24 protein-coding genes and 5 pseudogenes are annotated in these 24,656 nt (G+C 68.1%); 15 read left to right on the top strand and 14 right to left on the bottom strand.

What is annotated here, in order from left to right:
• Window positions 1-33: 33 nt before the first annotated feature.
• Both ACSHXC_RS00420 and ACSHXC_RS00415 read left to right on the top strand, forming a co-directional pair.
• Window positions 34-411: a nuclear transport factor 2 family protein gene (locus tag ACSHXC_RS00420; protein WP_274346434.1), complete on the top strand. Its 378-nt coding sequence runs from the start codon at window positions 34-36 to the stop codon at window positions 409-411.
• 166 nt (window positions 412-577) lie between these two features.
• Window positions 578-1,000, top strand: a complete 423-nt coding sequence (locus ACSHXC_RS00415; protein WP_438289574.1) for a hypothetical protein — start codon at window positions 578-580, stop codon at window positions 998-1,000.
• A 105-nt stretch (window positions 1,001-1,105) separates the two neighbouring features.
• Here ACSHXC_RS00415 and ACSHXC_RS00410 read toward each other — a convergent pair whose 3' ends face one another.
• A complete protein-coding gene (locus ACSHXC_RS00410; protein ID WP_438289573.1) occupies window positions 1,106-1,366 on the bottom strand; it encodes a hypothetical protein in 261 nt (86 codons plus the stop codon).
• 875 nt (window positions 1,367-2,241) lie between these two features.
• On the opposite strand from ACSHXC_RS00410, the gene ACSHXC_RS00405 reads away from it, so the two are divergent.
• Genes ACSHXC_RS00405 through ACSHXC_RS00395 form a run of 3 tightly spaced genes read left to right on the top strand, consistent with a single transcriptional unit; the run spans window position 2,242 to window position 5,200 of the window.
• Entirely contained in the window at window positions 2,242-2,997 is a 756-nt protein-coding gene (locus ACSHXC_RS00405) for a TnsA-like heteromeric transposase endonuclease subunit (RefSeq protein WP_438289572.1), read from the top strand.
• Window positions 2,994-3,359 (top strand): hypothetical protein, encoded by a 366-nt coding sequence (locus ACSHXC_RS00400; protein WP_438289571.1) that lies wholly within the window; start codon window positions 2,994-2,996, stop codon window positions 3,357-3,359. Before ACSHXC_RS00405 ends, ACSHXC_RS00400 begins: the two co-directional genes overlap by 4 nt.
• Before the next feature lie 47 nt (window positions 3,360-3,406).
• Window positions 3,407-5,200 (top strand): transposase, encoded by a 1,794-nt coding sequence (locus ACSHXC_RS00395; protein WP_438289570.1) that lies wholly within the window; start codon window positions 3,407-3,409, stop codon window positions 5,198-5,200.
• Window positions 5,201-5,535: 335 nt separating this feature from the next.
• Here ACSHXC_RS00395 and ACSHXC_RS00390 read toward each other — a convergent pair whose 3' ends face one another.
• Window positions 5,536-7,128: an ISL3 family transposase gene (locus ACSHXC_RS00390; protein ID WP_438296361.1), complete on the bottom strand. Its 1,593-nt coding sequence runs from the start codon at window positions 7,126-7,128 to the stop codon at window positions 5,536-5,538.
• A gap of 113 nt (window positions 7,129-7,241) precedes the next feature.
• Here ACSHXC_RS00390 and ACSHXC_RS00385 point away from each other — a divergent pair, with 113 nt between their 5' ends.
• The 7 genes and pseudogenes from ACSHXC_RS00385 to ACSHXC_RS00355 form a co-directional block, all read left to right on the top strand.
• Window positions 7,242-8,207, top strand: coding sequence for a hypothetical protein (locus ACSHXC_RS00385; RefSeq protein ID WP_438289569.1), 966 nt, complete (start codon window positions 7,242-7,244; stop codon window positions 8,205-8,207).
• Between the two features lie 217 nt (window positions 8,208-8,424).
• The gene (locus ACSHXC_RS00380; RefSeq protein ID WP_438289568.1) at window positions 8,425-9,405 is read left to right on the top strand and encodes a TniQ family protein; all 981 of its coding nucleotides are present in this window, start codon (window positions 8,425-8,427) and stop codon (window positions 9,403-9,405) included.
• Window positions 9,380-10,033 (top strand): hypothetical protein, encoded by a 654-nt coding sequence (locus ACSHXC_RS00375; RefSeq protein WP_438289567.1) that lies wholly within the window; start codon window positions 9,380-9,382, stop codon window positions 10,031-10,033. The genes ACSHXC_RS00380 and ACSHXC_RS00375 overlap by 26 nt, the downstream gene beginning before the upstream one ends.
• Before the next feature lie 99 nt (window positions 10,034-10,132).
• Complete coding sequence (locus tag ACSHXC_RS00370; RefSeq protein WP_438289566.1) at window positions 10,133-10,393, top strand: hypothetical protein; 261 nt, start codon at window positions 10,133-10,135, stop codon at window positions 10,391-10,393.
• Window positions 10,394-10,950: 557 nt separating this feature from the next.
• Window positions 10,951-11,301 carry a hypothetical protein gene (locus ACSHXC_RS00365; RefSeq protein WP_438289565.1) on the top strand — a complete coding sequence of 117 codons (351 nt, stop codon included), beginning with the start codon at window positions 10,951-10,953 and terminating at the stop codon, window positions 11,299-11,301.
• Window positions 11,302-11,323: 22 nt separating this feature from the next.
• Window positions 11,324-11,659: pseudogene (locus ACSHXC_RS00360) on the top strand (Mu transposase domain-containing protein); the annotation flags it as partial.
• 360 nt (window positions 11,660-12,019) lie between these two features.
• Window positions 12,020-12,142, top strand: a pseudogene (locus ACSHXC_RS00355) (IS5/IS1182 family transposase); the annotation flags it as partial.
• 306 nt (window positions 12,143-12,448) lie between these two features.
• Here ACSHXC_RS00355 and ACSHXC_RS00350 read toward each other — a convergent pair.
• The 3 genes from ACSHXC_RS00350 to ACSHXC_RS00340 are packed head-to-tail and all read right to left on the bottom strand — an operon-like array spanning window position 12,449 to window position 16,163.
• On the bottom strand, window positions 12,449-13,531 hold the full coding sequence (locus ACSHXC_RS00350) for an ABC transporter ATP-binding protein (RefSeq protein WP_438289564.1): 1,083 nt from the start codon (window positions 13,529-13,531) through the stop codon (window positions 12,449-12,451).
• Complete coding sequence (locus ACSHXC_RS00345; RefSeq protein ID WP_438289563.1) at window positions 13,528-15,099, bottom strand: ABC transporter permease; 1,572 nt, start codon at window positions 15,097-15,099, stop codon at window positions 13,528-13,530. The genes ACSHXC_RS00350 and ACSHXC_RS00345 overlap by 4 nt, the downstream gene beginning before the upstream one ends.
• Window positions 15,096-16,163: an iron ABC transporter substrate-binding protein gene (locus tag ACSHXC_RS00340; protein WP_438289562.1), complete on the bottom strand. Its 1,068-nt coding sequence runs from the start codon at window positions 16,161-16,163 to the stop codon at window positions 15,096-15,098. The genes ACSHXC_RS00345 and ACSHXC_RS00340 overlap by 4 nt, the downstream gene beginning before the upstream one ends.
• A gap of 221 nt (window positions 16,164-16,384) precedes the next feature.
• On the opposite strand from ACSHXC_RS00340, the pseudogene ACSHXC_RS00335 reads away from it, so the two are divergent.
• Together ACSHXC_RS00335 and ACSHXC_RS00330 are read left to right on the top strand one after the other, a co-directional pair.
• Window positions 16,385-16,618: pseudogene (locus tag ACSHXC_RS00335) on the top strand (chitosanase); the annotation flags it as partial.
• Window positions 16,619-16,670: 52 nt separating this feature from the next.
• The gene (locus tag ACSHXC_RS00330; RefSeq protein ID WP_438289561.1) at window positions 16,671-16,997 is read left to right on the top strand and encodes an ATP-binding cassette domain-containing protein; all 327 of its coding nucleotides are present in this window, start codon (window positions 16,671-16,673) and stop codon (window positions 16,995-16,997) included.
• A gap of 105 nt (window positions 16,998-17,102) precedes the next feature.
• On the opposite strand, the gene ACSHXC_RS00325 is transcribed toward ACSHXC_RS00330, so the two are convergent.
• A complete protein-coding gene (locus ACSHXC_RS00325) occupies window positions 17,103-17,756 on the bottom strand; it encodes a DUF7691 family protein (protein ID WP_438289560.1) in 654 nt (217 codons plus the stop codon).
• A gap of 195 nt (window positions 17,757-17,951) precedes the next feature.
• Between ACSHXC_RS00325 and ACSHXC_RS00320 the strand changes: the two are divergent.
• Window positions 17,952-18,198: pseudogene (locus ACSHXC_RS00320) on the top strand (NAD(P)/FAD-dependent oxidoreductase); the annotation flags it as partial.
• Window positions 18,199-18,239: 41 nt separating this feature from the next.
• Here the strand turns inward: ACSHXC_RS00320 and ACSHXC_RS00315 are convergent.
• From ACSHXC_RS00315 to ACSHXC_RS00280, 8 genes and pseudogenes are all read right to left on the bottom strand, one after another.
• Window positions 18,240-19,262 (bottom strand): glycoside hydrolase family 26 protein, encoded by a 1,023-nt coding sequence (locus ACSHXC_RS00315; RefSeq protein ID WP_438289559.1) that lies wholly within the window; start codon window positions 19,260-19,262, stop codon window positions 18,240-18,242.
• A 43-nt stretch (window positions 19,263-19,305) separates the two neighbouring features.
• Window positions 19,306-20,499 carry a sensor histidine kinase gene (locus ACSHXC_RS00310; protein WP_438289558.1) on the bottom strand — a complete coding sequence of 398 codons (1,194 nt, stop codon included), beginning with the start codon at window positions 20,497-20,499 and terminating at the stop codon, window positions 19,306-19,308.
• 68 nt (window positions 20,500-20,567) lie between these two features.
• Window positions 20,568-21,233 (bottom strand): response regulator transcription factor, encoded by a 666-nt coding sequence (locus tag ACSHXC_RS00305; protein ID WP_438289557.1) that lies wholly within the window; start codon window positions 21,231-21,233, stop codon window positions 20,568-20,570.
• Window positions 21,234-21,353: 120 nt separating this feature from the next.
• Window positions 21,354-22,643: pseudogene (locus tag ACSHXC_RS00300) on the bottom strand (NF041680 family putative transposase); the annotation flags it as partial.
• Window positions 22,636-22,950: a hypothetical protein gene (locus tag ACSHXC_RS00295; protein WP_438289556.1), complete on the bottom strand. Its 315-nt coding sequence runs from the start codon at window positions 22,948-22,950 to the stop codon at window positions 22,636-22,638. The pseudogene ACSHXC_RS00300 and the gene ACSHXC_RS00295, both read right to left, overlap by 8 nt.
• Window positions 22,951-23,009: 59 nt before the next feature.
• Complete coding sequence (locus tag ACSHXC_RS00290; RefSeq protein ID WP_438289555.1) at window positions 23,010-23,279, bottom strand: hypothetical protein; 270 nt, start codon at window positions 23,277-23,279, stop codon at window positions 23,010-23,012.
• Window positions 23,280-23,580: 301 nt separating this feature from the next.
• A complete protein-coding gene (locus ACSHXC_RS00285) occupies window positions 23,581-24,090 on the bottom strand; it encodes a hypothetical protein (RefSeq protein ID WP_438289554.1) in 510 nt (169 codons plus the stop codon).
• A 23-nt stretch (window positions 24,091-24,113) separates the two neighbouring features.
• On the bottom strand, window positions 24,114-24,647 hold the full coding sequence (locus ACSHXC_RS00280) for a hypothetical protein (RefSeq protein ID WP_438289553.1): 534 nt from the start codon (window positions 24,645-24,647) through the stop codon (window positions 24,114-24,116).
• Window positions 24,648-24,656 lie beyond the last annotated feature (9 nt).

Raw genomic sequence — 24,656 nt, 5'->3', positions numbered from 1 at the left:
GAGTGCACGCGCGACGGCTGGTATTACTGGGGCATGCAGGAAGAGACGGCACGCTCCGCGATCGACACGTTCATCTCCGCGTTTAACGCCTCGGACGACAGCTATGTGACTGCCCTGCTCTCCCAGGCCCTGACCTCAGACGTGGTCTTCTGGGGGCCGTTGGGTCGCAGCGAAGGGATCGCGGCGGTCGAGCAGTTCGTGCTGGACATCCGGCGCCACCCGGCGGGGACCGGCACGATGGTGCGCTGCTCAGCGGTGGACATGCCTGACGAGTGGGCCCGGTACCAGTGGGTCTTCACCACGCCGGATGGAGGCCCCCGCCTGGCGGGAACGGACGTCGTCCATCTGCGGCGGAGCCTCATCGACCAGGTCATCGTCTTTGCGGGGGAGATCGAGCCGTCCGCCTCCTGAGTCGTCCTTCTGTCGCTGTCCTCCTCGTGAACGTGTCCCTTTCGGCACTCCGGGGATCTGCGGTTCGCGGTCTCGGCGTCGTGCAGGGGTAGTTCACCTTTCCGGGGCCGATGTGCCGGTTCGCAGCTGGGTAGGTTTCCGGCAGCAGCAGAGAACGGGGCCGCGCATGATCGACGACCTGGTGGCCGTGTGCGACGTCTGCCTGGGCGAGGTATCGGACGGCGACGGAGTCCTCGAAGTGGACACCGCCAAGGCCGACCGGGCGCTGCGCGTCTGGCGGGCGAGGGCCGGTGCGGACCCCCGGGCGCTGTTCCACCTGACACCCGGGGCACGCCCGGTGAAGTGGGCGGTCCGTCACCACGGCTGCGGTACGGGGCCGGTGTTCGCCTACACCAACACGGTCGAGCGGGTCCGCTCCTGGACCGGGCTGCTGGAGTGGAACGTGCACCTCGCCGACAAGCCGTTCCTTGCGGCGACCGACTGGTTCGACCTGCTGGACCGGGCACTGCACCCGCGCCGCGCGGCGGTCAGCGGCATCCTGCCCCGCATCCCCAGGGACTTGAGCGGCGGCCCGGTCGGCGACACCTGAGGATGCCGGCCGCCGCAGGCGACGATGCTGTTCGTCAACCTCTGCGGTGCCCTTGCCGGGGCACCGCAGGCTGCTCCTTCGGCAAGGGGTAGTGAGCGGGGTGGGTCATCGTTGTCGTACCGCGCTGATCCAGGCGGGCAGGGCCATGGCGGCGAAGACGAGCATCCCGCCGATCACCTGGAGCGGTTCGCGGACGGACGGGTAGGGGATCCACAGGACGACCACCATCGCCATCAACTGGAGGTAGGAGAGAGCGCCGAGGGCGAGCGCGATGTTCCTCCACCGGGAGGCCGGCCAGGGCGCCGGGGCCGGAACCAGGGGCTGGGCGGGAGAGGTCGGGGCGGCGGGCGAGGGATGGGTGGTCACGGCGGTCCTTCGGGACAGGGCGTGCGCGAGCGCGCCGGTGGGTGGAGCCTGGTAGCAGTGCGATCGGTGTCGTGGAGTGGGGGGCGGACAAACACGTTTGCTTGAGTCCGGAAGGGCTGTGAATGGGTCAGCAGTTAGCTGTGCAAGGGGAGTTGAGCAGCGCGGCCCGAGTGAGCATGGCTGATGCGCGGCCCTCATTCGATAGCTGTGACCTGCGACATCTTCAGGGGCTCGGTCCTGTCGGCTGCTTACAGGCCTTGAATGGGACCAAGCGGCGGTGTACAAGAACCCGCGCACCGTTGATCCGCGCCCGGGCCGCTCCGGGGCCGCGCACGGTCAGGCAGTCCGCGCAGCCCCGCCCGTGTGACTGGGCGCGGTAGCTGTCACCGTTGGACCCCGGCGAACTGGGGTCGAGCGTCGAGTTGAGCGCGATGGTTGTCACCGTTTGGGCGTCGAAGCTGTCACCAGGTCACACGCCAGCTGGCGACAACCGGGCGAAGCGCGATCTCGGGCCAGCTGGTGACAGACGCTGCGCCCAGGTGACAGCTACCGCGCCCAGTCACACCCGTCGTTCCGGGAAGCTGCGACTTTTCGAGTTAAATGACACCGAGATGGTGGGCTGGCCTGGGGTCTCTGGCCGGTCTGATCGCTCTACTTGACACCGGAAGGTCGTTCTTTGTTGACACCTCCGCCTGTTTTTCGGTCCAGTTGACACCAGCTTCGAAGTTCCGCATCGCTCTGTACATCCCTGCGGCTTCCCTGGTCAGATGGCGTACTTTCCCGAGCGCGTACAGGACGGTGGTGTCGGGGAGGCCCCGCGGTCTCCTCCTGCGCTGTGGTCCCACCGGTGCCGGTGGGATGACCTGCTGGCCTCGGTGTCGGTGTCCGAGAGCCGGCTCGGACTCGACCTCGCTGCGGGGTGGCAGCAACGGTGGTCGGTGACCTGGCATTCGGCAGGTGAGGAAGTTTCGTACGCGGTCGCGGAGTTGGCGCGGGCCGCGTTGAACGGCCTGGGGCCGATGCGGTGGTTTACCTGGCGGCGTGACCAGCGGCACCGGCCCGGGCTGGAGTTCCTGCTCAGCACGCGACGGCTGCACGGTTTCGAGAGCCTGGAAGAGGCCCAGCTGCTGCTGGCTCTGGACTTCGCCGGCGAGGTGATCGAGGTGCTGCCGCAGCCGCTACGGCTCGTCTTCACCACCGTGGACGGGACGCGCGAGCACACACCGGACTTCCTGGTGCTGACGCGGACGGGAGTCTGGCTGATCGACGTCCGCCCGGCCGATCTCATCGAGGAGAAGGACCGGGAGTCGTTCGCCCCTGCTGGTGAACTGGCCGAGGCCTGCGGGTGGCACTTTGCGGTGGCAGCGGGCTGGCGGGGACATGTGCGGACGACGCTGGACTGGCTGTCTTCGCGCCGTCGGCCGCAGTCGGACCCGCTCGGCGTCGAACCGGGCCTGATGGCCGGGGCGGCCGTGGGGCGGAGGTTCGGCGAACTGGCGGCTTCCGGCGCCTATCCTCCGCTGGCACGGGCTCACCTGTTGCACCTGTTGTGGCATCGCTGCATCGGGTTGGACCTGATGGAGCCGTTGGGTGACGCGTCGGTGATCGTGTCCGGGGAGGTGGGGGCATGACGGCCGCGGCTTTGGACCTGTCGGTGGGTGCCGCACTGGTACTGGACGAGGATGAATGGCACGTCGAGAGGCGCGAGCCGCACACCGGACGCGTCCACCTGATCGGGCACGACGGGAGTCGGCAGTGCCTGACCTTCCGCTTCCTGGCCAATCACCCGCACTGCCGGTCCTCGTCGCGGACCGTCGCGGCAGGCGCCGACCGGGGGCGTCAGCCCAAGAGCCCGGGAGACCTCAAGTCCACCCAACTCGACCTGGCCAAGCTCCGATTCGCGCATCTGACGGAGATCAACACCGGATTCCGCAGCGGGCCCCTCTCAAAGCCGGGCCGGGCGAGCCGAAACCGCAGTGCGACCCGGACCTGACCGCCGTCACCGAACGCCGGCTGGCTAAGGTCGCCGAGCTGAAGGCCATGGACCGTGAGGAGGCGAGCCTGCTCGCCCTGGACAGGGTCAGCTTGAGCACACTGATCCGCTGGGAGAGGGCCCGCAGGAAGGACGGACTGATCGGCTGCGCGGATGAGCGGTGGCTGCGCGAGAGCGGTGGTCATCCGAGCCTGACCGCCGAAGTGCGCGAGGCCATCCACGCGGTGAGGCGGGAGACCCTGCACGGCTCGAAGGTCAGTATGCGCACGCGGGAACGCAAGATCCGGCAGTACGTGCGGGAACAGTTCGGCGATGAGGTCAAGGTTCCGAGCTACCCGGTGCTGCGGCGGGTCTGGATCGAATGGTTCGGCTCCGGCCGTCGGCGCCCGCGTTACGAACGGTCGGCCGAACTGCCCACCCAGGGCGGGCATGTCCTGATCGACCGGCCCGGCCAGGTCGTCGCCTTGGACACCACGGTGCTGCCCGTGATGGTCCGAGAGAGCGTCTTCGGCGAGGCGGTGAAGGTCCATCTCACCCTCGCTCTGTGTGTCTACACCCACTCGATCTGCGCGTTCCGGCTCACGCTGGTCTCCGACACCTCGGTCGACGTCGCGATGCTGCTGCGGGAGGTGATGCTGCCGCTGCCAATGCGGGAGGACTGGGGCGAGGAGATGGAATGGCCCTACCCCGGACTGCCGGCCGCGGTGGTCGCCGAGTTCGCCGGGCACGAAGTGGCCGGGCTGCCGTTCTTCGCACCGGAGACCGTGACCACCGACCACGGGTCCGTTTACCGCAACCACCATCTGGTGCAGGTCCAGCAGATGCTCGGCTGCAACATCCTTCCCGCCCGCACCTTGCGCCCCACAGACAAACAGGCCGTCGAACGCGTATTTGGAAGTATCCGGTCCCTGCTGTTCGAGCATCTGCCCGGCTACACCGGCATCGACGCCGCCGACCGCGGCGCCGACCCGGAGGGCGACGCGGTGCTGACCATCGCGGAGATGGAACACCTGATCGCCACCTGGGTGGTGGGTTTCTGGCAGACGCGCCGGCTGGGCGAGTACGCGCCGCACTGGGATCCCGGCGGCGATCACAGCCCCAACTCGCTGATCGCGGCCTCCTTCGATCAGGGCGGTTTCGCGCTGGAGATCCCTTCCCCGGAGCTCTACTACGAGGTCCTGCCCAAGCATGCGGTGAGGAAGATCGACGAACGGCACGGGGTGAAGATTCGCGGGCTTTGGTATGACGGCCGGGCGCTCGACCCTTACCGAGGGCAGCGGTCGAGCCGCGGGAGTGCCCGTCAGACGAAGTGGATCGTTCACCGCGAGCCCCGTGACCGTCGCACCGTCTTCTTCCGGGATCCGCTGACCCACGAGTGGCATCCCCTGCTCTGGACGGGCCTGCCGCCCCATGGCGTGGTCCCGGCGTTCGGGGACAGACGCGTCACCGAGCTCCTCCAGCGGGTCAAACAGGCGGGGCTCCGTCCCCGCACGGACGCCGAACTGCTGCCGCAGCTACTGGAGTTGATGCGAGCGACCCACCTCGTCGGCCGATGGCCCACCCAGTTGACCAAGACCCAGCGGGTCGAGATCGCCCGGGAACGCGAGATGGCCAGGGCCGCTGCCGCGGACCGCCCCGCCGCTTCCTCACCCGGGAGGACGGCGCAACGGCCTGCCGTTCAGGACAATCTCGCCGCAGCAACGCCGGATCTGGAGCGTCGCAGGAAGCGGGAGGCCGCCGTCGCAGGTCTGTTGGACCCGCCCCTGCGGCTCGGAGAAGAGGTCCGCTGCCGCAACCTGTTTGCACTCCCACCAACTAACGACGCCGAGAGCGACCGGTGACCAGCCCGCTGCCCGGCGCGGACCAGGCCACCCGGTTCATCCTGCCGCCTGCGGCGACGGATCGGCAGACCGCCGAGGGCTGGAAACGCTGGCGGCTGGCCCGCCATGCCTTCGTCCCGGCACCGCAGCTGACCCTCCACGAGTTCGAGGCCCTCAGCGAACGTGAGCAGGCTCTCTACGAGGTGCACCGGGAGGCTACCCACAGCAACTTCCCGCTCCAGGAGACACCGATGAGCCAGGCTGTTGCCCGTGTCATGCGGTCCCGCTTGCGCAAGGGAGCGTTCATGTCCCCGTACTCGTCTGAGTGGCTCCGGCAAGAATTTCGTAGACGAAGATCAGGGCGAGGCAGGTGGGTTGGAGGCTGGATAGCGGCGGCGGAGGTGCGCGATCAGTACGACTCGTTGCCGGAGCAGAGGAACACCAGCCCGTCCTCCCGTGATCCTTTTCTGGAGCTTCACGTCGGTGATGCGCCCTTCGTTGACTCCCGAGCTGAAGGATGTGGTGATGCCCTGCACGACTGCTGCCTCGTCCTCGCGGATGGACTTGGCCATGCCGGCCAGGGCCGGGAGGCGGGAGGTGGCGAGCCGGTCGAGCCAGGCGGGCAGCAAAGCGGCGTCCTGGGCGTCGAGCATCGCGGCGAACTCGCGGACCAGCTCGTGGGTGCGTTGTAGTTCCGGACAGTGTTCCAGGAGCCGGGAGAGCCGCTCGCGGACGTGCAGGCTGCGCTGGTCAGGGGCGGTGGCGATCCAGCGGGCGACTTCCCGCGGTGTGGGTGCCCGTTCGTGTACTTCTGCCATGGGGAGGCCGCGGCGCAGGGGTTGAACGGCGAGTTTCACCTGCTGGTAGTGGCCTCGGTAGCCCTTGGCGGCGATCTCCTGGTGGAGGACGAAGGCGTTGTGCTCGCCCTCGTCCCAGCGTTGGCGCAGATAGCCGAGATACGGGTCGAGCGGGGTGGGCCTGCGCGGGTAGCGGCGCCTTATGCACTCCTGCCAGGTCGTGGCCCGCGCGTACTTGCGCACGGTGCGCCGGTTCAGTCCGAGCTCACGGGCGATGGAGTGGTAACTGCGGCCGCGGGCGGTGTCGGTCACCGCGTGCACCGCTTCGAACAGTCGCTTCGCGTGTCGTCTGGCAGGCGTATCGGCCGCCTCTGGGTCCCTGACCTCCGCAGACTCAGGAGTGACGGGTTCGGGATCGGGTGCTGCGGCGGGCAGACAGCCCCGGTGCGCGGTGGCGATCTCCTGCACTCGCCTGGACAGCCCCTGCCACAAATGAAAACGGTCGCTGACCTGCAGTGCGTCCGGTGCGCCTGCGGAGATGCCCTGCCGGTAGGCGGGCGAGCCGTCCCGGCACACGATCTCCACTCCAGGATGCTCGCCGAGCCAGGTGCTGAGCGTCTCGGCGTCGCGGCCTTCCCACAGGGTGAGCGGGAGCCGGGTGTCGGCGTCGACCAGCAGGGTGCCGTACGTGCCCGCGTACAGGGCGAAGTCGTCCACGCCCAGCACCCGTGGTGTGACGGCAGGCGGCAGCGGGACTCTCATCAGGTGAAACAGCACGCTCGTGCGCGACAGTGCCGTGTTCAGGATGCACAGCAGCCGCGCGCCACCCCGGCCGGCCAGGAGAATGCCGAGAGTCTCCACCAGGTGCTGAAGCAGCGGTGTGCGGCGCTGGTAGCGCACCGTCAGTCCGTCGATCTGCTCGGCGAAGGTGACCTTCGCGCAGGCCGGGTTCTCGCAGTACGAGCGCCGTACGCTCAAGTCGATGCGGACAGGCCGGCCGCCGACAGCGGTATCGGCGAGGTGGCGCACATAGCGGCTGTGGACCCAGTCACTCATGGCACCGCAGCCCGTACAGCGTGCGGACACATCGTTGTGGGTGCGGGCCTCGATGGCCACAGCGGGGCCCGTGGTGTCAACCGAGACGACGACCACCGACGTCAAGTGCGGTAACAGCTCGAACAGTTCGTTGTCACACGAGGAGAGGATGCCCGCTGGCCCGCATCCCGACAACCAGGGCCTCGCCCTGATCTTCGTCTACGAAATTCTTGCCGGAGCCACGATCACTTGTACGCGGACAGTTCAAGCAGGCCCCGGCGACCCGCCGCGGCCTGATCATCAACGGCGGCGGATGCCAGGGGAAGACGGAGACGGCCTGCGCAGTCGCGGCCGCGTTCGAGGACTCCTGGCTGGAACTCCACGACCACCTCAACCCGGACGCGGTTCCCGGCACCCGTGACCTGCACGCTCCGGTCGCCTACGTGCAGACCCCGATCACCGCGAAGCCGAAGAGTACGTGCAAGGCGATCCTCGACTTCTATGGCGCCGACCATAAGAACATGGACCTGCCCGCGCTCATCCGAGCCGTTCGCCGCCACGTTCATGCACATGGCACCCGGGCGATCCTGCTCGATGACATCACCCGGCTCAAGCTTCACAGGCTCGATGACCAGGACGTCTTCGATCTCCTCAAGGGGTTCATGGACATGAGCGCGACACTGGTCCTGATCGGCGTGGACATGCTGGGCTCAGGACTCCTGAAAGGGGCCGTTCGAGATCCGCGGACCGGTGACTGGGTCCTCCCCAACGAGCCGGGCGCAGGCATCAGCGAGAGCGCGGAGACTCAGCACCAACGGCGATTCACCATGGCCCACCTCGGCCCGTTCCCTTACGACTCGCCCGAGGAGATGGCCGCTTTCGTGCGGCACTTGCAGGGCATCGAGAAACATCTGCGGTTCTTCGACGCCGCACCGGGCATGCTGACGGGTGGCGACATGCCCGAATACCTCCATGACCGCACCGGCGGCGTCGTCGGCCTGCTGGAGTGCCTGGTCGAAGACGGCGTCGAGGCAGCCATCGACAGCGGCGACGAGAAGCTCACGATCGGTCTGCTGGACCAGCTCGCGATCAGCGTCGAAGGACTGCCCCACCGGGACGCCACCGCGGGCGAGGTCCCCGAACTTCCTGTTCAGCCCGACCCCGGTCCGGCCGCCACCGGAACCGATCCGAGGTGACCAGCCTCATCAGGGCCCAACTGCCCTGCAGCCTGGTCCCGTTGCCCGAAGAGACACTCGCCAGCCTCCTGCTGAGGCTCTCACACCGCAATGAACAGCCGCCTCAGCGCATCGCCGAGCACAGCGGACTCCTGTCGGCCGCAACTCGGAGCTGCAGCCTGACCCCGACTTCTCTGCTAGACCTGAGTCCTCCCGCAGTCGAAGTCCTCACCACGCAGTGGTGTCTCACGGCCCAGGAAGCCCACAACCTCACACTGCGCGTCGCGGAACCCAACTATCCGCCGCTGCACTCGCCCTATCTCGGCGGCCACGCACCGTCACGACTATGGCTCGCGACGGCTGGGTGCTAACCCACTCCAGTCGCTACTGTCCGCAGTGCCTGGCCGGGGACGGCACGGAAATCCAGCAGGCCCATGGCGGGGCATTGCAGAGCACCTGGCGGCTGGCCATCACCTTTGCCTGCCTGCGCCACAATCGGCTGCTGGAGAGCCGCTGCCCTGACTGCGGTGAACTCGCGCAGTCAAACGGCCAACTCACCAACAGCACACGTTGGCTCCCCGGACGCCTTGTCCCCAACCCCCATACGACGCTCCACCCTGCACAGTGCCGGGCGGTCCAGGCAGAACTTCGCGGCGAGCATCATCGACGTCAACACCCCTGCGGAACCCGCCTCGACAACAGCAGCCTCCCCGTGATCCGACCAGACCCGCAGTTCGTCGGCCTCCAGCAACGACTGCTGGTCCTGCGCCGAGACACCGCGGCCACGACCATCTCCATGGGCGCTCCCGCCACAATGGTCGACTACGTCACTGATCTTCGAACACTCATCATGCTCATCGTCGCCACCTGGCCGGCAGCCCGCTCTCTGGCACCTGGCTTCGCTCATCTCTCCAAGATCGAAAGTTACCTCGATCAGCGGCAAAGGCTTTTCGCGGAAGGAGCACGGTTCTCTGCCCCGCTGCCCACAGACGTGGGTACCTGCGCGTCCCTCCTCCTGCCTACCCGCCCAGCTTCGATCCCGCCTCCTGGCTCAACAGCCCTTCTGCTCGCCCGGATTCCGCTCCGTGATCGCAGCCATGCCGGTCATCCCATACCGCAACCGAGGCCGAACGCCGGCTTTCCCTCAAGGAATCCACCGGAGTGGGCAATACAAACCGCAGCACGTTCCCCAGTTGCTGCCCGACGACTGGCTCGCTGAACTCCGCGCCTTCGAAGGCGTCTCCCCAATCCAGCTACACCGCAACGCTGCAATCCGCCTGATCCAGGTGCTCGACGACATCCCGCACGCCCAGGCCGGAGTCTTCCTCGGCATTCCCTACAACCGCGGCCTCATGAACGGGGCAGCGATCACAGCCTGGCTCCGCCGCACCGGCAAGGCCCCGGAGTACTTCCAGCGCTCTCCCGCATCGCCGACCGCCTCATCGCGTCTCCATACGTCGACTACCACCTGCGCCGCAAGCACCTTCGGCACTGGGGGCATCCCGGACGCCGACCGGGCCCGCATCGTCATCGAGGTCACCAGAACGCAGCGCCCACACCACCGGAAACTCGCCACCTGGCACAGCGCCACACGTCCTGCTGCCACCATCTACGTCTGGAGCCAGGTCACCAGAAGCGAGCGAATCCTCCACCTATACCTGACGTCAGACACACGACCGGCCACGACCGATCAGCCCTCCCTCTATCGCCTCGCCCGGTTCATCAGTACCCCCGGAGTGCTTCCGCGCCCCTCACCCCGGTTCGAGAACCTCAAGCACGTACTCGACGGTTACTGCACCGACGTCATCGCCACGCTGGAAGCCAGGGCAGATGGCCGCCATCCATAGGGGCCTCGCCATGAGTGGCAGTTGGCTCGACCAAGTGTCACCTAGCTAGACAAGTCGCAGATCCGCGTGGGCGTCTCACTGTCAGTGCCTGCTGCCAGGATGGAGCACGTGTTCGCCTGTGGGACGGGTCTGATCTTCGTGAAGGGGCTGTCGGTGAAGAACTACAAGCTGGTGTGGCGGGAGCCGAGCGGCGAAGTGTCGTCGGCGGTGAACTACTCGCTGGGCGCGGCCGAGGATACGCAGACGGGGCTCCAGGCGAAGGGAGCCGTGGTCCGCATCGTCGAGGTCCCCTTCGGCGGGGATGTCCCCGAGGCCGCGTTGGAGGACATGCGCGCAGAGGGTGCCCCGGCGGCAGCCTGACCCCGTCCCGCCGGCCGGGTCAGGCTGCCGTGCAGTAGCGGGGATAGGACAGCCTGTCCGACTAGAACAGTTGTCGGGTCGGCGCGGAGTCGGGCAGCCGGGGTTCAATGGGCTACCGGTCGGTGGCCTTGGGGTGGCCGGTGGAGGCCTGGTCGATCCACACGGTACGGCGCTCGGTGTCGAGCAGGTACCACAGATGTGGCCGCCGGCGGTTACCTCGATCTGCCAGCGCTCTATCGGCTGCCCCCGGTGAGCACCGTGGGCGAGTTCGCTCTTGAGCCGGTGGTGGCGCTCGGTGCGGATGGCCGGGGCTGGGTCGGTCCGCATCAGGATCCAGGCGGCGCGGGTGTTGCCGGCGGCCTGTGCGGCCAGCTGCTCCCATCCTTTGGCCGCTTCGCCGGTGGCGAAGCGGACGTCCCACTCCCCGGGTCCTGGCGGTGGGGCGGCGCGCTCTCCGCCCGGGGCGCCCCCGACCTCACGGATCGGCCCGCCTCGCTGAGCCTGTTCCGCTCCGGTCGCGACGATGGTCCGCAGTGGGCGGCGCAGCGTTGTACAACGTGTATCGCAGCGGTAGCAAGGTCGGCTCGGTCAGCGGCACGCCGTACACCGACGCAGGGCTCAACACCGGCACGACGTACGCCTACACCGTCGCTGCCGTGGACGCCGACGGCAAGGCCGACGCCCAGTCGGCGGCGGTCTCGGCCACCACCACCGGGTATCGGCCGCAGTGCTTCACGGACAACAACTACAACCAGGTCGCGGCGGGCCGCGCCCACCAGAGTCTCGGCAGCGTCTACGCCGAAGGCTCCAATCAGAACATGGGCCTGTACAACCTCTACACCACCCACACCCTCGAAGAGACCTCGTCCGGCTACTACGTGATCGCCGACGCCGGCTGCCCGTCCTGACCGTCGTGCCGCACCCCCGCGGATGAAGGGCCGGGTCGAGCGCCAAGCCCTGATCGTCCGCGACCATGTGCTGGCCGGGCGGGTCTTCTCCTCGATCGAGGAAATGAACGCCGCCTTCACCGCATGGGTCCCGCTGCGGCGGGCGAAGGTGCACGGCATTCACGGCGAGATCATCAGGCACCGGGCTGTGCGGGATCACGTGGCCCTGCGGCCGCTGCCCACGACGCCGTATGTGGTCACTCAACGGCATCTGCGGTACGTCGGCAAGGACTGCCTGGTCGCCTTCGACGCGAACCTCTACTCGGTGCCCGCCCGCAAGGTCCGCGCACGCCAACTGGTCGAGATCCGGGCCACGAATTCGCAGATCAGCCGGTACTCCACTGTCCCTGGCGCTGACGGGGAAACCCTGCTGGCCGTCCGTGGCGCCCGGATCGTGGACGAAGGGCACTGGGACAGTCTGCCCAAGGGCGACAACCGCCGCGTCACCACCGGCGACATGTTGCCCCAACCCCGACATGACCGGCCTTCGGGCGTGGAAACCGGCCCGCTGCAAGCCCTGTTGGACCGGGCCGCTGCCGCCAGTGTCGTGGTCGGCCGCTGCCCTCTGTCCGTCGATGACGAACTGACCGGCACCCGCCCCTTCTCCACCAACCGAGCGACAAAGGACCTCTCAACTTCTCGATCAGCAAGCAGCACCGACGGGTCGTCGAGCGGTTTTGCCTGGCTCCACCCGTTCGAACGCCTCCGCATTCGGTACGAACGCCGAGCCGACCTCAACCAAAGAGTGCTGGAACTGGCATGCAGCATCATCAGCCTTCGCGGGCTCCGAACATCATTCTGAAATGATCAGTGAACCACCCGTGCCCCGAGGAGCTACTGCGCATCCGGTGCCGTAACCGGCCCTGTCCGGCACGATCATGTGCCAGGCGATGTGGGCACCCGACGGCAGGACGGTACAGAGGGTGCCACCGACGAGATCTGGGAAGAGGCCAACGCCCATGTCACTGCTCCCGGCCGGCCCGGGGTGCGAGAGTCCTTCGGTGTGCCGATGCCGGGGCGTGTGGGCGGCCGGCGGCTGAGCGTCGTCTCGGCCTGCTCGTCAGCGTGGCACGTTCATCGGACGCGGGTCCCATGGAACCAGTCGCTGCTATGGGACGTGAGTCGTTGAGTGGGGGAGGGAGAGGGCGGGGCTGGTGCTGTTCAACGGGTGGGCAGTGCCGACGGCCTGGACGTAGACGGGGCCGTTGTCCGGGGGTGGGGCGGTGTCGGTGTAGGCGATGAGGAGCTCGGGCAGTCCTTGACCGTTGTGGGGGGTGAGTTCCAGTCGGTGGTCGTGCCCGCGGTAGACGGACCGCAGCAGGCTGACCTGGACGCCGTCGGGTCCGGCGGTGGTGGACAGTCGTAGCTGGCGTGGCCGCAGCATCACGGTGGCCGGCCCGGTCGCCGCAGTGGCACGGGTGAGGGGGAGTCGGCCGAGGGCGGTCTCGGCCTGGGTGCCGTTGAGGCGGGCGGGGAGCAGGTTGGCTTCGCCGACCAGGCGGGCGACGTCGGCATCGGCGGGCTCCTGGTAGAGATCCGCGGGTGGTGCCTGTTGGATGATCTGGCCCAGGCGCATGACAGCGATGGTGTCGGCGAAGGAAAGCGCTTCTTCCTGGTCGTGCGTGACCAGGACCGCGGTGGTACCGGCACGGCGCAGGGTGGCGGCGACCTCGGCGCGGAGGTCGCCGCGCAGGGCGGCGTCGAGGGCGGAGAACGGCTCGTCCAGGAGCAGGAGTTCGGGCTCGGGGGCGAGGGCTCGGGCGAGGGCGACGCGTTGCTGCTGGCCGCCGGAGAGCTGGTGCGGGTGACGGTCGCCGAGGCCGTCCAAGCCGATCAGGTGAAGGAGTTCGCCGGCGCGTTCGCGGCGTATGGCGCGCGGCAGTGCGAAGCCGATGTTCTGGGCAACCGTCAGGTGCGGGAACAGGGCGCCGTCCTGGGGCACGAAGCCGATCCTGCGTCGCTCGGCGGGCAGCCGTCGGCGTCCGTCGTCCATGAGGTGTCCGCCCAGGCAGATGCGACCGCGGGCAGCGGGGTGAAAGCCGGCGATCACGCGCAGCAGGGTGCTCTTGCCGCAGCCCGAGGGGCCGAGCACGCAGGCGAGGGCGCCGTCGCCCACCGCGAGGTCGATGCCGGTCAGAATGGTGTTCCGGCCGTGCGAGGCGTGCAGTCCTGCGATCGACAGGCCGGTCATCGGTTCTCCGTGCGGGGGTTGGGGCCGAGGGTGCGGCGGGTGAGCAGGAGGACGGGCGGTACGGACATGGCGACCATGACCGCCGCGTAGGGCGCGGCGGCGCCGTAGGCGAGGCCGCTGGTGTAGGTCCAGAACTGGGTGGCCAGGGTCTGCGTGCCGGTCGGGCGCAGCAGCAGGGTGGCGGTCAGCTCGGTGCTCGCGGTCAGGCCGACCATGGCGACGGCGGCTCCGAGTCCGGGCAGGACCAGCCGCAGCGTGACCCGTGCGAGGACGGCCGCCGGGCGCGTGCCCAGGGAGCGGGCGACCTCTTCGAGACCCGGCGGCACCTGGGCGAGCGCGGCCCTGACGGCGGTGAGCGCCAGCGGGAAGAAGAGGATGACGTATCCGGCGATGAGCATCGGCGGCTGCTGGTAGAGGGGTTGGGCATAGCGGATGGCGAAGTAGACCACCGCCAGGGCGACCGCGATGCCGGGCAGCGCCCTGGGCAGGAACGCGGCCCGCTCCAGGGTGCGGGCGAACAGGGTGTCGCGCCGCCAGGCGTAGAGCGCGACGGGAAGTGCTGCGGCCGTGGCGGTCAGCGCTGCTGTGAAGGCGTACCCGAATGTGGTGAGGGCGGCGGAGAGCAGTGATGCCTGCGGAAGTGTGGTGGAGCTTCCGGCGAACAGCCAGTACACCAGGGCGTAGACGGGTACGCCGAGAGCCGTGCCGACCAGTGCGGAGAGCGCGGCGACGGCGGGAAGTCTGCCGCGGCCCAGCCGGACCGGGCTGGCACTGCAGCCCGCGGTGCCACGGCGTGCGGTGCGGCCGCGACGGCCGGCCCCGGCTTCGAGGGTGACCAGCATGAGGGTGAGAAGCACCAGGACCAGAGTGAGCAGCGAGGCCGAGGCGGCGTCGAAGCCCAGCTTGTACTGGGTGAAGATGGCCGTCGAGAAGGTGGTGAAGCGCAGCATGGCGAACGCGCCGTACTCACCCAGCAGATAGAGCGAGACCAGGAGTGCGCCGCCTGCCAGCGCGGGACGGGTGAGCGGCAGGGTGACCCGCCGCAGGGTGGCCAGCGGTCCTTGGCCCAGGCTGCGGGAGACCTCCTCGGCGGCCGCGTCTCCACGGCGCAGGGAGGCCGCAACCGGAAGGAAAACCAGCGGGTACAGCGAGCAGGTCATGACCAGCACCGCGCCCCAGTACCCGTGGACGGAGGAGGACAGGGAGATCCACGAGTAGCCGCGGACGAACTCCGGCACGGCGAGGGGGAGGGTGAGCGCGACCGTCCACGCACGGCGGCCGGCCAGGTCGGTGCGCTCGACGAGGTAGGCGGCACCGAACCCGAGTACGGCGGTGGCAAGGGTGACGGCCCCCGCCAACGCGGTGGTGTTCCACAGCAACGTGGCGATCAGCGGCCGGCCGAGCAGGCGCTGCGCCTGGTCCCAGCTGGTCTGCGCGGCCTGGATGCCGACAAAAGCCAGAGGCGAGCCGATGACGGTGACGATGGCGAGGCCGAGCAGCGGGAGCAGGCCGGCGGCCCGCCACCGCAGCAACGGCGGAGGGCCTGCGGCGCGGTGGGGGGAGGTCACGCGAGGAGACCGGTGTCCTGGAGCAGTCGCAGGGCCTGCTTGCCGTCGCCGAGATCACCGGGTGCGACGACGGAGCCGATCGAGTTCAACGGCGGCAGCTCGCTCTTGCCCTTCACACCTGTCACCAGCGGGTACTCGTAACTCTCGGACGAGGCGATGAGCTGCTGGGCGGGGGTGCTCACGAGGTAGGCGAGGAAGGCCTGGGCGGCCTGCTGGTGCTTGCCGCCGGACAGCACGGCCGCACCGGAGACGTCGACCAGCGCGCCGGGGTCGCCCTTGGCGAAGTAGTGCAGCTTGCTGTGGGTTCCGGCGGCTGTCTTCTCGTCGCGCAGGCGGTACCAGTAGTAGTGGTCGACGACACCGCCCTCCACTTCACCACCGTTGACGGCCGCGGACAGGTCCTCGTTGCTCTGGTAGACCTTGGCGTTGGCCTTCAGCCCCTCCAGCCACTTCTTGGCGCCGTCGGCACCCACGGACTTGTTCACCTCGGTGACCACGGGGGCGAAGTCGGTCTCACTGGGAGCGATGCCCAGGCGTCCCTTCCATGCCGGCTTGGCCAGATCGAGTACGGAGGCGGGAGGCGCGGTGTCCGCGCCCTTGCCGCCGGCGGCGACGAAGGCAGCGGTACGCGCGGACACGCCGACCCAGTCCCCCTTGGGCGAACTGTCCCCGGCCGGAACGGCCTTGAGGGTGTCCGCCTGGACCGGGGCCAGCAGCCCCTGGTTCTCCAGCACGGTCAGCGCGGGCGGATTCTCGGCGTAGAAGACATCTGCCGGGGACGCCTTGCCCTCCTGCAGCAACTGGTTGGCGAGTTCGGCCTCGTCACCGGAGCGGAGTGCCACCTTGACGCCCGAACGCTTCTCGAAGTCCGCCGCGAGCGCCTTGACCGTCTGCTCGTGCTGGCCGCTGTACACGGTGATGGTCTGACCGGCCAGCGACTGGCCGCCCGCCGGGGATGTGCCGGCCACGGGCGTGCTGGTGTCCGAGCTGCCGCAGCCCGTGAGCACCAGCAAGGAGACAGCGAGGGCGCACACGGGCATGACGGAGCGAACGGATCGTGGCATGGGATGTCCTTCGAGCTGGCGGGGTCCGGTCGACGGCCGGGCCCCGAGAGGGCAGGTGGCTGAACCCGCGACGCATGTAGCGCACGCCCGCGCCGACGAGGCATGGAGGGGTCCCGCCCCGCAGGCCGCGAGTTAGCTTAGGCATACCTTAGGGTCGATCCAGCCATCCGTCTACATGCTTGTAGTCGAAAGTCGGTTCGACGATCGGAGGGGGGTGGCAGGTGCGCCCGTCTCGGGCGAAGTGGTTTCCGCTTCGACTTCTGCCCTTGGACGCACATCACCGCCGCCAGCGGGCCACCGTATTCCGAGAGGTCCACGACGCCCAGGTCAACGCCCGCTACTTCAACCCCGCCATGGCCGACGCCGCCCGGCTCGGTCTGACCACCGCGCTGGCCCGCGCCGAGCTGTACGACGCCTCCATCCAGCACGGCAGCAGCCCCGAACACGACGCGCTGCCCGCACTGATCGCCCGGACCAACGAGCGGACCGGCGGCCCCGACACCGCAGGTGAGACCCATCGCAGCCCTGTCCGACGGACTCGATACCTCACTGGCCCGCTCCTGGTGGGGAGGGCACGACCTTTCCGGCGGGCAGTGGCAGCGCGTCGCGGTCGCCCGCGCCTTTCACCGCGACGCCCCCGTGCTCGTGATGGACGAGCCGACGGCCGCCCTGGACGCCCACGCCGAGCACCGCATCTACACCCGGCTGAAGGCTCTTGCCGACGGCCGGGCAACTGTGTTGATCACCCACCGTCTGGCCAACACCCGCCCCGCCAACAGAATCATCGTCCTCGACCAGGCCGCATCTCCGAAATGGGCACCTATGAAGAGTTGATCGACCACGCCAGGGGGTTCTTCGAGATGCTGAAGTTGCAAGAGGACCGGGACTGTTCCTCGCTCATCTGCGTCGCCGACCTCTACGCCTTCGCGGCTCGCCAGGTCAGCCCTCGATGGAGAAGAAGATGGTGTCCTGGGTATACCAGTCGATGTCCTGGGTGTCCTGCCGTTCGTCGTGCTCGAACTCAAGCCGTTCGAACAGGAGTTGCAGGTCATGGGTGAAGTCGGGGTCCATCTGGTCCAGGACCGCGCGGTAAGCGTCGGCGGCGGGCTTGGCCTTGACCAGTGCCGGCATGCCGATGCCGGGCGAGCCGTCCACGGGGTAGGGGACGGGGAAGGGGATCGAGGCGGACGGTCCGGCGAACAGGTACCCGTGGGGCAGCAGGTCGGCGCTCACGCCCGGGCGGCGCAACTCGTCGTCCATGAGGCCGAAGAACGTGGACGGCTTGGAGTGGATGCCCAGTTCGGAGGGGTCGGAGGCGTTGGTGTCGATGATGTGCTGCAGTGCGGTGTAGTAGGCGTTGCCAGCGCATTCGGCCTCCGAGTCGGCGCGACCGGCGATCAGATGTTCCAACGCGTCGGGGACCGAAAGGCCCCAGTTGATGCCCTCACAGTCCAGGTCCTGCTGGTGCTCGTCCGCGTCGTCGCGCATGTAGCCCAGAAGGCGTTGCTGCTCTGACGTGAGATTCGCGGCTGCCCCCAGGAACGCTACGACGTCTGCCTGGTCGGCGGTGTTGAACGAAATGATGCGGCTCATGATCGACATGCTGCCAGGCCCCACTGGCACCCCGACGCGGCAGGATTCATCTGGCGCGAAGATGGTGGCTTGGTCGAAGCGTGTGCCTATCAGCTCGTGCCTCACACCTCACGCCTCGCGTAGCGATCAGGGTGTGGTCGCTGTCCCGCAGCATCAGCCTGATCATGTCGACCCCGGGATCGCCGCCTGCCGCCTGCCGCCGACGAAGGCGTCACGGACCAGTGGGGTGCGCAGGACCAAGAGCCGATGGCAGACCGCGTCGAGCGGCAGGTGGGAGCGTTTCGCACCGGGTTTCCGGTCACTGATCCGCTCCCGCCGTATCCTTGCGCCGCCCGCTTTGCAGGACCTCAGCAGCAACCTCGCCGACGGAGCGACCAACGGCGGCACGAGCGCGCTCCACCAGCAGCTCTTCTTGGGGCCCCTGCCGGGCTCCGGGCGCCCGGGGTACTGCGGTTCAGAGTAAGCGGGGGTGCTCCGGGGAGGTCATGGATTGAGGTAAGGATCTTTCGCCATCCGCTGGTAGGACGCGAGCGACGAGGGCGAGGAGTTGATCTGCCAGTGGCGCTCCTTGTCGACGTCGAACCATACGAGCGCCTTGATCAGCGGAAACTTGGACTTCAGCGTCGGCACGACGCCGTCGAGCCATGACGCCTTGCTGCCCCCGACCTCATCGGAGCCCGTTTCGCCGATGATGATGGGCTTGCCCTTCGCGGCGAGTTTGTCGTAGATGTCCGCGAAGAGATGGTCGAAGCCCTGCCATTGGAAGTTCGCATCAGATGTGCCCCAGTTGTATCCGTCGACGCCGGTCCAGTCGACGTATTGGTCGCCGGGATAGTAAGCCAGTGCCGTCGGGGCATCGGGGCTGTCGGTGACATTCGGACACCATGCCCAGACGACGTTCGTCGCGCCTCGACCTACGAAGATGTCATGAATGTGGCGGTATGCGGCGATGTACTTCGCCGGATCGTGTCCGCCCCAGCCTTCCTCCTCGTTCATCTCGGCCGCGAAGTCGAGAAAGAACTGCTTTCCGAGTGCCTTGGCTCCGTCGGCGCGCTCTCGGATCGTTGTGTCCAGGGCTCCGCTGATGATGTCGTCGAAGGCGACGCCGAACGGCTCCCAGTTGATCAGGGGGATGCGTCCATCAGTGAAATCCGCGCGTGTGGCCGAGGAGCCGGCCCAGTCGTCCGCCCAGCCGTAATAGGTGAGATGTACAGCTGGTTTGCGCCCTATGCGGGCGTCCGTCTCGGCCGTCGTGCCGGCGCCGTAGTAGTGACCGAGAAGCGCGCCGTGCGCAGGGACGAGGGGAACCTCGCGGGCTGCCGACGGAGCGGACGGCCGAACGCGGTCATGCAGTGCGGCAGGCGTGTCACCCTCCGCATTGGAACACGCGCTGGTGAGTGCGGTGAGTGTCAGCAGCAACAGCATTGCGACGGCGCTCGTGACGGAGCGGCTGAACGGTGCGCTTTCCGAGGGCAGCGGGTCGGTGCCCCTGAGGTGTCTTTTCACGCCTCCACGGTGCCGAATTGTTCATGAGGGGATGATGAGGCGGTCAGGTAGGGGAATGCTCAGGGAGTACGAGTTCGACGAGCGCTCCGGCTTCGGCCGACTCGACCGCATCGGCGGTTCCACCGTGCAACTCGGCAACCCATCGCACGATGGCAAGGCCGACCCCGATGCCGCCACGGCCGCCGGTCATGCGGTTGCCGAAGACCTTCTCCCTTTCTTCCGCGGCGATCCCCGGCCCGCAGTCCCGAACCGAGATCTTGCCCGCCGCGACATACACATCCACGGATGACGGCCCGTCGGCCGCCTTGCCGTGACGCAGGGCGTTCTCCACGAGGTTGCGCACCGCCTGTGCCAGCAGATCCGGATCACCGAGCACGATGGTCGGCTCGGTCCGGACGGTGATGTGCGCGCTGTCGTGCGGGAGCTCGTCCACCACCTGCTCGACCAGCTGGTCCAAACGCAGGGGAGTGCGTTCCAAATGCCGGCTCCCCGCTTCGATGCGAGCCCGGCTGAGCAGCCCGGCAACCAAACGGTCCAAGTGGTCGACCAACCGGACTACGTCCGGTCTCGCCGAGGAGGCGCGTGGGCTCGCAGTGCTGTCTTCCACGGCCAGGCGCAAGACAGCGAGCGGAGTGCGCAGTTCATGGGCCGCCTCCGCCAAGAACTGCTCCTGCTGGTCCAAAGCGCGAAGTGCTGGGCGCATGCTCCGTCCGGACAGCACGTGGCCGGCCCCTGCCGCGGCAAGCGTCAAAACAGCACAGCCTGCGGTGAGCCAGCGGAGCAGCTCAGCGTGGTTATTCCGCTCCGGTTCGAGCTCGGTTGCGGCAAGTACGACAGCGCCGATCTCATCGGCGCCCCATACCGGTGCGGCGGCCCAGCGCAGCCTTCTGCCCTCAGCTCCCGTCAACGTCGCCAGGACCGTGTCTTGCGTCCGGACCGTGTTCTGCCACAGCACATCCAGCTCGGCCGTAGGGGGCAGCACGCCAGGTGAGGGCCGCACCCACCGGACCTCGACAGGGCCTGTGCCCACGCGCCGGAGCACCGCTGTCACGGCCGAGCCACTCGCGAGATCGTCCTCTGACAGCGGTTCGAGGTGCAGCACGCCACCGTCCATCCAGACCGCTCGGGACAGCGCCTGTGCGCGTCCGCTCACCTGCGCGTCCCGACTGCGGGATGCGGACCGGGCATCGATGGCGGCAGCGACGAACACCAGAGTGATGAGAGAGGCGGCGCTCACGGCCGCGTACAGCAGTGTCAGTCTCCATCGCATCCGTCGCAGCCCGGCGACGGCGGGACGGTCAGCTCTCACGCCGATTCACCGACCCGGTACCCGACGCCTCGGAGAGAGACGATCAGATCGGGAGGCCCGAGCTTCCGGCGCAGCTGGCCGATCACCACGTCGACCACGTTCGACATGGGATCGCTCATCTCGTCCCAGCAGCTTTCGATCAGCTCACTGCGGGTGAGTACATCTCCGGCCCGCGACATCAGCGCTTCGAGCACAGAGAACTCTTTCGCGGTCAGTGTGAGCAGAACACCGGCCCGACGCACACGTCGGCTCGGAAGGTCCAACGTCAGGTCGCCGACGGTGAGTTGCGGCAGTCGCGGCGGCTGATCGCGCCGGCACAGGGCTCGCACCCGCACGGTCAGCTCAGCCATGGCGAACGGTTTGACGAGGTAATCATCGGCACCGTGCTCGAAGCCCGACACCCGGTCATCGACCGTCCCGAGTGCGGTGAGGACCAGCACGGGCGTAGCCCTGCCATCGCTGCGCCACCGCTTGACCAGAGTGAGAGCGTCCCCGTCAGGCAGACCACGATCTGCGATCACGCAATCGTAGGCGTTGACGGACGCCTTGAGGTCAGCCTCCTGGAGGTCCTCGGCACGATCGACCGCGAAGCCCGCACCCCTCAGACCGGCTGCGATCGTCGGGCCGAGGTCAGGATCATCTTCCACCACGAGCACGCGCATGACCGGCGAGTTTACAACTCAGTACGCCTGCCGACGCGGCGAAGAGGCCTGCGCGAGGCGCCTGAAGAAGTCAGGCGCATCAGACGATCCACTTTCGCAACAGGCCCTCTAGCTTGATCTTTAACCTGTGCGGCGGGGTCGTGGGGTAGTTGATGTCTTCGTTTGTCGCTTGGATGGCTGCGTTTTGCGGGGTGTGTGCACGTCGTGGCGTGGGGTGGGATGGGTGTTCTTGCGGCCTGGTGGGCGTCCGGGGCCGGGTCGGGTGGGTTTCGGTGCCTGGGCTGGGCAGTGGGTGTGTGGGCGGATGTGCCAGAAGTCTCGGCGGACGCGGGCAGGGGTGAGTCGATCTGGTGGGCTTGGTTGTTCGCAGGGCCGGCGTCGGTCGGCTGCGAGTGGTCGGGCGAGGCGGAGTTGGGTGTAGGCGGCGAGGATCAGCCAGGTCCAGCGGTCCGCGGCTTCGGGGGTTCGGATTTTCGGTGTGGTCCAGCCGAGGGTCTGCTTGAACAGACGGAAGGTGTGCTCGATGTCGAAGCGTCGCAGGTAGGTCTGCCAGAGGCGGTTGGTGTCTTGTGGGGTGGCATCGGTGCCTGACCACCACAGCCAGACCGGCTTCGGTGTTGCTCCGCTGGGCAGGTGGTTGATGTCCAGGCGGATCACTGTGCCCTCGATGACGGGGAGGGTTCCGCCGGCTGCTGCCCAGGACGAGCGATGAGTCAGCCTGGGGTGGAGCCGGTTCCACGAGCGTGCGGTGGCGGTGCCGTAGAGACGTGTGTCGGTGACCGTTTCGGTGTCTGGTGTGCCCCAGGTGTCTTCTTGTCCGAAGACGAACTCGCCTCCGTGTCGGGGCGGGCGGCCCATGGTGTGTGGTTGCCGTGCCGGGGCGGCCCTGCGCAGGACGCGGTCCGAGCGCATCCGGGCCAGTACCTGCACGGGCAGGTCGTTGAGGAGGAAGGCCAGTCGGGGTGCGTCGTAGCCGGCGTCCGCCACGAGGGGGCCGTCCGGGTCACCCGTGTGCCACTGGCCGGCGGCGATCAGTCGCCGCAGCAGATCGCGCATCTGCCGGGCGGTGACGGTGGCGGCGTCGTCCCCGGGGGTCAGACGCAGTGCGTCCAAGGGGGCGGTCCAGGAGGTGCGGCCCGGCTCGAGCGCGCAGACGATCGAGTAGGGCCAGCCAGGGATGGGGATGTGCTGGTCTTTGCCCCGTCCGTAGGTGTGACACAGGATCCGTTCCGGTGAGGTGTGTGCGCCGGGCCGCAGCCAGCAGGTGATGTCGACGGCCAGGACCAGTTGGCCCTCGGTGGTAAGTGGCAGGGGCACTGCTGCCAGCGCCCGCCGCAGCCGGTCGATGTCGATGCGTCCACGAGCCACCGCGGCATACAGCCCGCCGTGGCCTCGGCGGTGTTCACCCACCTGTCGGGTGCCCAGCGTCTGGTGCGCTGTGCACAAAGGCCTTGGGCTGCCACCACAGGAGTGTGACGAGGAACAGGGCGACGCCCGCGACCACCGCGTACGCCAGGAGCCTGTCCTGCTGAGCCAGGCAGGCAGCGGCGACTGCCGCGAGCAGACACACCGTCACGGGGTGCTGGAGGGCTTGCCGTGGGCCCGCAGGCTGCCGCATGCGCAGGGCGTCGGCCCAGTCGGCGGGGGTGGTCGCGAAGGGCAGCACCACGGGCACGTCCCAGGGTGCCGACACGGCCGGCTCTGTGTGTTCGTTCATTGTTCTTTCTTCTTGGTCTGTCTGACGTCGCAGCGGGGTACCCGGCGGGTGACCCGCGGTCAGAGCCAGTTGGCCCAGCCGAAGGTGACGAGATAGGCCCGCAGCAATGATTCGCGGTCGAATCCAGCCAGGCACTGGATTCCGAGGGCGCCGAGGAAGAGCGCCGCGAATACGCCAGCCACGAGCGCTCCGTACAGGAGGCTCGCGAAGGCCCCGACGATGAACGAGGCGATGACGACGACCGTCAGGCCGATATGGGCGAGAGGGAGTTCCTCACGCAGTGCCTCGGCTTGTTTCTCCGCATGGATTTCCGTGGAATCTTCAGTCACCTGTAGCCTCCGGGGATTTCGGAGATCGCGTGGACTTCTCCGGCGCCTGTCAGGGACTGGGTCTCGTGTCCGTCGGCCCCCGTCATTCGCTGCGGACCCGTAGGCGAGTGCTGCAGACGGGGCTATGGGCTCACACATGATATGTACGTTCTCCCGAAATGATGGGCGGGGGGCGAAAAGATAGCGGAAAGAAAGCAAAGGGGTATAGCGCAAGGGGATGCTTGGCCGCGGCGGATTCCGGGCGGGTGGATACCCGCCCGGAATCCGCCGGGCGCTCACGATCCGGCTTGCGCGATGGCGGTTACGACATGAGATCCGTCGGGTCCATGACTGCGACCGCTGGCCCTGACACGGTCTCCGGGCCGGCCACGTGCGGCGCCTCACCGTCCCGGTGGGTCCAGAACGTGACGTGCGAGGTCACGCTCTGCTCTCCGGATTCCGACCGGGACACCGAGACGGTGGCCCGGATGTCCGCCGACGGGTCCTGCGCGACCCGCGCCGCCAGTGCCCGCCGGGCGTAGCGGAAGGTGCGGGCGAGCAGCAGCGGAGTGCGCTCCTCCGGGGCTTCCGGCAGGTCCCAGTCGGGCACCCCCCATCCGTTCACTGCGGCCTCTCGGCCGACGAGGTCGGTGAACGGCGGCCCGGCAGGGTGGTAGCCGTCAAGCATGCCCTTCAGCAGGACTGCACCGTCGTCCTCCACGACCCAGCCGTCGGTGAGGATCTCTTCGAGAACCTCGGGCAGCTCACCGACTCCTCCGGATTCGCCGGGAGGAGCGTCCGGCCCGCCATGGCGTGCCAGCAGGTCCCGCATTTCTTGGTTCATTTTCATGGCGATCAGCTCTCACCGAGGGCCTTGAGGGCCTTTTGGATTCCTTGCTTGAAGCCGTCCATCTTATAGAGCTTCTTTTCGGGGCTCCTCGGCATTCCGTCGAACTTCTTGGTGTCGAAGTTGTACTGGTACTTCTCCGCCTTGTTGGCCTGGTCCTGGACGTGGATCTGGCCGGGGCGGTGTCCCGGGTTCGGGTTCTCCACGTCGATGCGGTACTGCCCGCGGTTCCACTTGGTCACGCTGGGGAACTGGGCACCGTTCTCCCCGATCGTGGAGGAGGAGCCGCTGCTGCTGGCTTCGTTGGCCTCGTTCAATGCCTGGCCGATGTCGCTGCCGAGGCCGTTGATGCCAGCCCAGGCCACGACGCCGCCGCCGACCGCGGCGCCGCCCGCCACAGCAGGTACGCCGGCCACCGCGCCGCCGCCGGTCGCGCTCAGGCCGAGGCCGCCGCCGGCCATGCCGGCTCCGGTCGTCATCAGGCTCAGGCCGGCCGCGATGGCCATGACCTCACCGATGACGCTCAGGGCCCGGTGGGCCACGGCCTTAGC

The sequence above is a fragment of the Streptomyces sp. HUAS TT7 genome, assembly GCF_051550175.1.
In the GTDB taxonomy this organism is placed as follows: Bacteria; Actinomycetota; Actinomycetes; order Streptomycetales; family Streptomycetaceae; genus Streptomyces.
Note: the sequence above shows the minus strand (reverse complement) of the source record. Positions and strands in the feature narration are given on the sequence as shown.

Bases quoted from the DNA above. Each gene is read 5' to 3' on its own strand.
- ACSHXC_RS00285 (WP_438289554.1), bottom strand. From the start codon at position 24,090: ATGCGGGACCTGCTGGCACGCCATGGCGGGCCGGACGCTCCTCCCGGC.
- ACSHXC_RS00340 (WP_438289562.1), bottom strand. From the start codon at position 16,163: ATGCCACGATCCGTTCGCTCCGTCATGCCCGTGTGCGCCCTCGCTGTC.
- ACSHXC_RS00420 (WP_274346434.1), top strand. From the start codon at position 34: ATGCAGGAAGAGACGGCACGCTCCGCGATCGACACGTTCATCTCCGCG.
- ACSHXC_RS00295 (WP_438289556.1), bottom strand. From the start codon at position 22,950: ATGAACGAACACACAGAGCCGGCCGTGTCGGCACCCTGGGACGTGCCC.
- ACSHXC_RS00400 (WP_438289571.1), top strand. From the start codon at position 2,994: ATGACGGCCGCGGCTTTGGACCTGTCGGTGGGTGCCGCACTGGTACTG.
- ACSHXC_RS00415 (WP_438289574.1), top strand. From the start codon at position 578: ATGATCGACGACCTGGTGGCCGTGTGCGACGTCTGCCTGGGCGAGGTA.
- ACSHXC_RS00305 (WP_438289557.1), bottom strand. From the start codon at position 21,233: ATGCGCGTGCTCGTGGTGGAAGATGATCCTGACCTCGGCCCGACGATC.
- ACSHXC_RS00370 (WP_438289566.1), top strand. From the start codon at position 10,133: ATGGAGCACGTGTTCGCCTGTGGGACGGGTCTGATCTTCGTGAAGGGG.
- ACSHXC_RS00395 (WP_438289570.1), top strand. From the start codon at position 3,407: ATGGACCGTGAGGAGGCGAGCCTGCTCGCCCTGGACAGGGTCAGCTTG.
- ACSHXC_RS00325 (WP_438289560.1), bottom strand. From the start codon at position 17,756: ATGAGCCGCATCATTTCGTTCAACACCGCCGACCAGGCAGACGTCGTA.
- ACSHXC_RS00350 (WP_438289564.1), bottom strand. From the start codon at position 13,531: ATGACCGGCCTGTCGATCGCAGGACTGCACGCCTCGCACGGCCGGAAC.